Genomic DNA, 7,809 nt, shown 5'->3' on the forward strand with positions numbered 1-7,809 from the left:
CGTCCAAGCTGCCCGACCCGACCGCGAAGCTGTCGCCGCCGCGCCGCGTGCTGAATTCGCCTTTCCAGTCGGCCAGGCGCGCGACCGTCGATCTGGTCGAAACGCCCTACATCTTCAAGGAAAACGACGCCGGCGTGGCGACGACACAAGGTCCGGCGCTCGACCGACTGGCAAGGTTGCATGTCGGCAAGGCGCGCATCGGGCTGGCGCAGAAATTCGATGACGCCTACACCCGCTATCGCTTCGGCGGTGCACCCGAGACATGGCGTGAAAGCTTGGGCAACCGGGCAACGCGCCTGATGGATCATACCGGGCGGCCGCGCGAAAAGGCCAGCATTCCCGAATTCCGCTCCATGGTCGATGACGCCATGCGCAACAACGACATGCACGATATTCCTGAAGTGGCGGAGACGGCCAAATACATCCGCGACACCATCATCGTGCCGTGGCGCGACCGGGCGATAAAGGCCGGGCTGCTGCCCGAGGATGTCGATGTCGGCACCGCCGACAGCTACATGATGCGCGTCTGGAACAAGCAGCGGCTGATCGGCGAGCGGCCGCGCGTCGTGCAGATTTTTTCCGACTGGCTGGAAGGCGAGGAAGCGAAGAAAGCCGGGCTGCAGGACAAGATCAAGCTGCTGCAGGGCGACCTCGACACGGCGGGCGCCAGCATCGAAAAGCTCAAGGGCCAGCGCAACAAGAAACTCGGCGAGAATGCCGCCGAGATCGACCAGAAGATTGCCGATCTGGAAACCTACGTGCAGGAACGGCGCGCCATGGTCGAGGAAGCGGTGTCGTCATGGCAGGGCAAGTCCTCCAAGGCGGCCAAGCGGGCCTTGGCTGAACGGCCGGTGCCGGGTGGAGCCGAAGGTGCCGGAGCGGGCACCGGCGCCGATGCTGCGATTGACGCCGCGGTCAAGCACATCCTCGGCAAGGAACGGCTGCGCGACCGCAAGGAAATCGAGGCGCTGGCACAGGAAATCGTTGACCGCATTACCGGCGGGCCGGACGGCCGCCTGCCTTATGATGCGCCGGCCGGCCGCAGCGAGGGATTTACCGGCGGCAACAACGATGCGCGCGGGCCGCTTTCGCCGCGCGATTTCATGATCCCCGACAGCCTGGTGCGCGACTTCATCGACACCGACGTGCACAACACCGCCGAAATGTACCTCAACACCATGGTGCCGGACGTTCTGCTGACCGAACGGTTTGGCGATGTGCGCATGACGGAAACCTTCCGGCGCATCAACGAGGAAGCCTCGGCGCTGGAAATGGCGGCCAAGACGCCGAACGAGCGGCTGAAGCTGCAGGCGCAGCGCGATGCGGCGATTGCCGACCTTGCCGCCATGCGTGACCGCATCCGCCACACCTATGGGTTTTCGTCTGATCCGCGCAACCGCTTCATGGGCAGGATCGCGGCGACTGCCGCGCGCTACGATGTTTTGACCAATCTCGGCGGCGCGGCGCTGTCGTCGCTGTCGGACCTCGCCGGCATTCAATGGCAGGCCGGCATGCGCGGCGCGTTCAAGCACGCCTGGGCGCCGTTCTTCAAGGCGATGGTGAACAAGGAAACCCGCGCGGCCGTGATGCAGTATCGCAGCCAGCTGCAGACGCTTGGCATCGCCGCCGAAACCTATCTGTCGACCAGGGCGAGCGGCATCCACGACGTGCTGGACGTCTACCGCCCGACCTCGCGATTCGAGCGCGGCATTCGCGCCGCGGCCGACAAGTTCGGCAACTTCACCGGCCTGTCGCAATGGACCGATTTCGGCAAGACGGCCGCCGGCATGGTTTCGGGCGGCGAGATCTCGCGCGCAGCCGAGGCGATCGCCGCCGGCAAAGGCACGGACCGGCAAATCCGCCGGCTGGCAGAAGGCGGCATTGACGCGGCGATGGCCTCGCGCATCGACCAGGCGATGCGGGCCGATGGCGGGTCGGATATCGTCGCCGGCATCCGCATCCCGAACAGCGGCAACTGGAAGGATATCGGCGCGCGCGACGCCTTCGAAGGCGCACTGGCGCGCGATGTCGATATCATGATCATCACGCCCGGCGCCGAAAAGCCGCTGATGATGTCGAAGCCGATCGCCGCCTTGATCCTGCAATACAAGAGCTTCGTTGCCGCCGCGAACGAAAGGCTGCTGGTGCGCAGCCTGCAGGCGCGCGACCGGCAGGTGCTGGAAGGCATGGTGTCGGCCATCGGCCTCGGCATGCTCGCCGAATATGCCTATTCCGGCATTGCCGGCCGCTCGCCGCCCGACACCGCGTCGGACTGGATCAAGCAGGGCATCGCGCGCGCCGGTCTGCTGGGCTGGTATCAGGAAGCCAATGCGATTTCAGCGAAGTGGACTGGTGGCGCGGCCGACGCCTACCGGCTGATCGGCGCATCGAGGCCGGACAGCCGCTATTATTCGCGCTCGACGCTGGGCGCGGTGCTTGGCCCGACCGCCAACAAGGTGGAATCGCTGATCTACACCAGCAGCGACGTTGCCAATCTCGACTGGAAGGCCGCCGACACCAGGCGCTTTCGGCGGCTGCTGATCGGCCAGAACGTGTTTTATATTCGTGGCCTGATTGATCGGCTGGAAGCCGGCGCCAATGAAGCCGTGGGCGTGGCGCCGTTGCCGGACAACAATCAGTGAAATGTCTCGTCGTCGGCGTAGAAGGCCGGCAGTTCGACGCCGCGCGAGGTAAACCCCTTGCCATATTTCATCACCTTGGCTTCCATCGCGCCGTCGAGCCTGCGCAGATAGCGATAGGGCTGCTGCCAGCGTGTCGGTCGGTAGAGCTTGCGGATGAACGGATGCGCGTTGGCGATGGTGAAGGCGCCCTCGGCGGTGCGAACGCCGCAAGCGGCAAGCTCTTCTTCGGCGCCCTCGACGCCTGCCAATGCCAAAGCCAGCAGCTGGCTGACGTTCCCGCCATTGCCAGTGTCGGCCTCAAGCAGGTGTTGCAGGCACTGCTCGGGTTCGTTGTCGGCCGCCGGCGCCGGGATGGCTGGCAGACCAAGCTGTGCCATATAGGCGAGCATCGCTTCGCGGCCGCGCGTTTTCAGCACAAGGTTAAGCAGGCCTACCTTGGCGGCGAGTGGCGCATGAGTAATGTCCAGTTCGTAGGAAGGGGTAGGTTCACTGGACCCACCCCTTACCTCAAATTGGCCGGTTTTGCGGATCGCCGGCAGCACATCGTGGGCCAGCCAGCGCTTGAATCGCTCGGCTTCCGGCTTGCGCGAGCGGAAAACGAGGCGGTAGACACCCGGTTCCGACACCACAAGGCGCGCTTTGGGCCCACTTCCTGCGCCGAATACACCCTCGCTAAGGGTGTATCTCTCATCTTCATCGAGGCTCGAAAGCGCATTCTCAGGTTTTGCCAGCTCTAGGGCCTTGCAGATGTCCACACCGACGAACCATGGCTGGCCCTCTCGATCGACAACCCGGACAAGATGTTCCTCAAAAGCGAAATTCTGGATGGCGTTCATGCGCGGGCTCCACGGCCATACAATGCAGGGATACTGCGATCGGCCGACTTCAATTTGTCGGTGATGAGATAAAGCATCGTCACGCTCGATGCGCGCAAGCGCAGAAACTCGGCATCCTCGGCGTTTTCCCCCATGGAGATCAACATTTCCACAACTGCGCGCGCCTCGGCGATCTGCTGATCTATGTTTGAGAGTGGAAAGGGAATTATGGTAGAGCTGTCCGCAGCCATTTCGATGATCCTTCCGTGATCGTCGTTTCGGTTAGGGCCGGCTTGGAAGTTGACGCTTCCAACCGGCCCGTTACTGTGATACCAGAGTTTTATGAAGCCCGCAACAACTGTGATACCAAAGAAACGCGGCCCCAAGCCGACAGGCAAGGGTACGCCTATCATGGTCAGGTTGCAGCCTGACGTGTTGGCGAAGGTCGACGCCTTGCGCAAAAAGCAGACACCCTCACCATCACGGCCGGAGCTGATCCGCCAAATCATCGACAAAGCGACCGAGCAGTAGCGCATTTGACGCTTGCGCCTGCGAGTCATCCTGCAGCCTCAACCATGAGGATTGCCGATGGCCTCGACCCCTTATCCGCTGCCGCGTGAAACCCGCGAATCCGCCGTGCTGGCCGGCAACGGCACGGTCGGGCCTTACGGTCCCTCGCTCTACAAGATCTTCGACACCGCCGATGTGAAGGTGTTCGCGAAGGCGCTGGGCGCGACCTTTTTCAGCGATGTGACGGCCGGCTGCACGATCGCCAAGGTCAACCCCGCCAGCGCCTACGATTATTTCACGGTGACCTTCGGTGCTTTGGTGCCGGCGACAACCGCCTGGTATCACTCGGGCAAGCGCGTGGCCGAACGGTCGGTCGCGGTGACGCGCGGCGGCACGCTCGATTCGGGCCAGCTCGAAAAGGAACTGTCGAAGCAGGCCAGCGCGCAGAGCGAAATGCGGCGTGATCTTGGCCGCGCGGTGATGGCGGAGCCGGGAACGAACCCAATCAAGATCAAGCCCGGCGCCGCCAACGAGCTGATGATGTCGGATGCCGCCGGAAATCTGGTCAGCTCCGGAGTGAACAGCGTCACCCTGGTTGCGGCTTCGAGCGCAGCCATTGCCAGTGCCGCTGCCGCTGCTGTGTCGGCGGGAAGCGCCGCAGCATCAAACGCCTCCGCCGGCGGATACGCGGCGGCCGCTGCAAACAGTGCTGCCAGTGCCGCCGCGACCCTGGCATCCTCCCTGCTGAAGGCCGGCGGCACGATGGTCGGCGCCCTGCTGGTCGCAGCGGGCACGGCTGCAGCTACTGGTCTCGCCTTTGCCGGCGACGCGGACACGGGGTTTTATTCCCCGTCGTCCAATGTCATCGGCATCGCCAACAGCGGGATACAGACACTCAACTTCGACGCCAGCAACCGCGTCAACATCGGCCGCACCAACGCCTTCGGCGACCGCGTCGAGATCCAGGATAATCTGAATGTGATCGGCGACATGGCGCGCATCCATGTCACCCGCTTCAACTCGCTCGGCGATAGCGGCGGCCATGTGGTGATCCGCTCGGCATTCGGCACAGAGGCAGTCCCCGTCGCCCCCTCCTTGAGCTACTACGTGGGGAATTTTGGGGTGAGGCCCCATGACGGTACAGCCTTCGTCAACACCACGACATCGGCAATGAAGTTCTTTGCCGAGCAGGCGTTCACTCCTGGGCATATGTCTACTGGCATCGCCTGGACGGTGACGCCGGTCGACAGTGTAACCGAAGCGGAACAGATGTGGCTGCGCGGTACTGGCAGTCTCGCCCTCGGCCAGAAGACCGCGCTTGCCAAGCTGACCGTGTCGGCCAACCTCTCGGCGGTTGTCGCGACCACGATCTCGGCGGATGCGGTAGCGCACTTCGTCGGCAAGGATGCGACGGTCGCGCGCATGGTGGTCGACAGCTACGCCAATAATCCCAGCTATTCAGGCCGGCGCGCCAACGGCACAGCGTTGGCCCCGACTGCCCTAGCGGTGGACGACATCATTGTGACGATCTCGGGCTATGGCTACGGGACAACCGGCTACGGCAACGGCTCGCGCGGATCGATGGCGCTCAAGGCGGCAGAGGCATGGACCGATACCGCGCAAGGCACCTATGCCGAAATCACGACGACGAAGAAAGGTACGGTCACCCCGGTCGCCGGACTTAGGGTCGATGATCGCGGTTATACGCGTGCGCTCGGCGCGTTCGGCGCCGGTACTTTCGCCTCGCCGATTGCCAATTATTCGGTGCTGGATACGGATGGCGTGATCATCTGTAACAAGCCGGCCAACCAGATAGTTCTGACGCTTCCGGACCCCACACTTTGGACCGGCCGCTTTCTCTATGTCGTGCAGTTGCAGGCCTTCGTCGCGATCTCCGCAGCCTTGAACGTCACTCCGCTGGCCGGAGGGGTCGCCAGCACTGCCATTCTGTCGGGCGCCGGCAAATGGGCGGTCCTTTACAGCGACGCCGCCACCTGGCGCATCATTGCCGCAAACTAAGCTGGAGCTAAATCGATGACCAAAATTCTGTTCTCCTCGCCACTGAAGGATATCCGGGGAGCCGACATTCCGGGCGACGATGGCAAGCCCAGGACCATGGCTGATTTCTGCATCGACGCGCTGACCATGAACCTGCCGGAGCCGATCCCGCCGACTGGCGAGATAAAGCTCAAGCGCTTCCGTCTCGCGGAAAAGATCGCCGACGCGATCGTGGCGATCGAGCTGACCGCCGAGGACACGGTGATGCTGAAAAGCGTGGTCGGCATCGCCTTCGGCCCGCTTGTTGTGGGCCGTGTCTATGGCGCAATCGATCCGGCTTGCCTGAAGTAATACAAGGCATTATGCGTTCTCGGATGAGATTTTCGCGAATGCTGGCAGTTGTCGTGGCCGCGCTGTTGTCGAGCGCCGCCTGCGCAAAAGACGTGTCGGTCCAGCGTTTGGGCTTGATAGTCACACCATCAATGTTGCCTGCCGGTATCGGCGAAAACATCAATGGTCCCTCCCTGGTCGAAATGCCGGCGTGGTTGCCGAACCGGTTGGGAAAATACTATCTCTACTTCGCCAACCACAAGGGCAAGTATATTCGCCTGGCTTATGCCGACAAGATTGAAGGGCCGTACACGATCTACGAGCCGGGTACGTTGCGACTTGATCAGTGCGCTCCATGTCAGAATCACGTTGCCTCACCAGATGTTCATATCGATGAGGCCACCAAAACCATCCGCATGTACTTCCATGCCCCGTCTCGGTTTTCAGGCGGCAAGCAGATGAGCTTCGTCGCCATATCTAAGGACGGCCTGCATTTCTCGACCACGGCCGAAGAACTGGGCATCTATTATTTCCGCGTGTTCGAGCGCGCCGGCGTCACCTTCGCGCTCGGAAAGGCGCGGCTCTATCGTTCATACGATGCCGGCCGGTCATTCGTTGGCGGGCCTGCTATCTTTTCCGTGCCCGGCTCGAACTTCATGTCGTTCAACGAGCCAGGCAACATCAGGCACACTGCCGTTCTTGTGCAAGGAAACACGCTGCAGGTCTATTTCACTCGGCAGGGCGACGCTCCGGAAGCAATCCTGCGCGGCGATGTCGATATGACCAAGCCGTGGACGCAATGGGCGCTGTCGAACGTCGAGCCCGTGCTTAAGCCGGAGACCGACTGGGAGGGCGCGAACCTTCCGGTGATACCGTCCGATGCCGGCGAGGCGGCCAGGCCTGTCAATGCACTGCGTGACCCGGCTATCTTCGAGCATGGCGGACAGACATACCTGCTTTACACGGTTGCCGGCGAACAAGGCATAGCACTGGCGAAAATCACTCCCAATTGACGATTCCGCGATGACCTTACCCTGCCTGCAACCATAGGAGGCTGCTGGCATGGCAAAGGGCAAGGCACAGGATCTGTTTCGTTCGAAGGCGCCGTGGATCATGGCGCTGTTGATGCGCGATTTCAAAATCGCCGTGGATGACGCCGCTGCCATCGTCGGCAATCTCGGTCATGAGAGCGGCGGCTTTGCCTCGTTGCAGGAAGCCAAGCCGGCCGTGCCCAGCTCGCGCGGCGGCTTCGGCTGGCCGCAGTGGACCGGCCCGCGGCGCCGCAAATACGAAGCCTATTGCGCCCGCAATGCGCTCAACCCCGCCGGCGACCAGGCCAATTACGGTTTTGTGTTCTCCGAGCTGAAGGGCAGCTATCGCGGCGCGATCCCCAAGCTGCTGGCGGCCAAGGGGCTGGCGGCCAAGGTCAAGGTTTTCGAGCTGGCCTATGAGCAGGCCGGCGTCAAGCATTACGCCAGCCGCAACCAGTGGGCGGCCATCGCGCTCGATGCATG

At 62.6% G+C, this 7,809-nt stretch carries 8 protein-coding genes; 6 read left to right on the forward strand and 2 right to left on the reverse strand.

All coding sequences use genetic code 11. The features are described 5' to 3' along the window. Positions 1 to 2,642, forward strand: a 2,642-nt coding sequence (locus EOD15_RS35915; RefSeq protein ID WP_185929046.1) for a hypothetical protein, incomplete at its 5' end; no start/stop codon positions are given. On the opposite strand, the gene EOD15_RS23570 is transcribed toward EOD15_RS35915, so the two are convergent. Both EOD15_RS23570 and EOD15_RS36925 read right to left on the reverse strand, forming a co-directional pair. Further along, positions 2,636 to 3,478 carry a Bro-N domain-containing protein gene (locus EOD15_RS23570; RefSeq protein WP_127321847.1) on the reverse strand — a complete coding sequence of 281 codons (843 nt, stop codon included), beginning with the start codon at positions 3,476 to 3,478 and terminating at the stop codon, positions 2,636 to 2,638. The genes EOD15_RS35915 and EOD15_RS23570 overlap by 7 nt on opposite strands. Next, complete coding sequence (locus EOD15_RS36925; RefSeq protein ID WP_245463747.1) at positions 3,475 to 3,855, reverse strand: hypothetical protein; 381 nt, start codon at positions 3,853 to 3,855, stop codon at positions 3,475 to 3,477. The genes EOD15_RS23570 and EOD15_RS36925 overlap by 4 nt, the downstream gene beginning before the upstream one ends. Positions 3,856 to 3,868: 13 nt before the next feature. On the opposite strand from EOD15_RS36925, the gene EOD15_RS36930 reads away from it, so the two are divergent. The 5 genes from EOD15_RS36930 to EOD15_RS23600 all read left to right on the forward strand — a co-directional run. Further along, complete coding sequence (locus EOD15_RS36930; RefSeq protein ID WP_245463748.1) at positions 3,869 to 3,988, forward strand: ribbon-helix-helix protein, CopG family; 120 nt, start codon at positions 3,869 to 3,871, stop codon at positions 3,986 to 3,988. A gap of 57 nt (positions 3,989 to 4,045) precedes the next feature. Then, positions 4,046 to 5,986, forward strand: a complete 1,941-nt coding sequence (locus tag EOD15_RS23585) for a hypothetical protein (RefSeq protein ID WP_127321844.1) — start codon at positions 4,046 to 4,048, stop codon at positions 5,984 to 5,986. Positions 5,987 to 6,001: 15 nt separating this feature from the next. Further along, positions 6,002 to 6,316, forward strand: coding sequence for a hypothetical protein (locus tag EOD15_RS23590; RefSeq protein WP_127321843.1), 315 nt, complete (start codon positions 6,002 to 6,004; stop codon positions 6,314 to 6,316). A gap of 38 nt (positions 6,317 to 6,354) precedes the next feature. Next, complete coding sequence (locus tag EOD15_RS23595) at positions 6,355 to 7,308, forward strand: hypothetical protein (RefSeq protein ID WP_206523090.1); 954 nt, start codon at positions 6,355 to 6,357, stop codon at positions 7,306 to 7,308. Between the two features lie 49 nt (positions 7,309 to 7,357). Further along, positions 7,358 to 7,809 (forward strand): phage tail tip lysozyme (locus EOD15_RS23600; protein ID WP_127408876.1); only part of this gene is annotated, 452 nt, incomplete at its 3' end.

It is taken from the genome of Mesorhizobium sp. M7A.T.Ca.US.000.02.2.1 (genome assembly GCF_003996995.1).
In the GTDB taxonomy this organism is placed as follows: Bacteria; Pseudomonadota; Alphaproteobacteria; order Rhizobiales; family Rhizobiaceae; genus Mesorhizobium.

What these genes read in the sequence shown, in the direction of transcription:
- EOD15_RS23570 (WP_127321847.1), bottom strand. Translation starts at nt 3,478, where the DNA reads ATGAACGCCATCCAGAATTTCGCTTTTGAGGAACATCTTGTCCGGGTT.
- EOD15_RS36930 (WP_245463748.1), top strand. Translation starts at nt 3,869, where the DNA reads ATGGTCAGGTTGCAGCCTGACGTGTTGGCGAAGGTCGACGCCTTGCGC.
- EOD15_RS23585 (WP_127321844.1), top strand. Translation starts at nt 4,046, where the DNA reads ATGGCCTCGACCCCTTATCCGCTGCCGCGTGAAACCCGCGAATCCGCC.
- EOD15_RS23590 (WP_127321843.1), top strand. Translation starts at nt 6,002, where the DNA reads ATGACCAAAATTCTGTTCTCCTCGCCACTGAAGGATATCCGGGGAGCC.
- EOD15_RS23595 (WP_206523090.1), top strand. Translation starts at nt 6,355, where the DNA reads ATGCTGGCAGTTGTCGTGGCCGCGCTGTTGTCGAGCGCCGCCTGCGCA.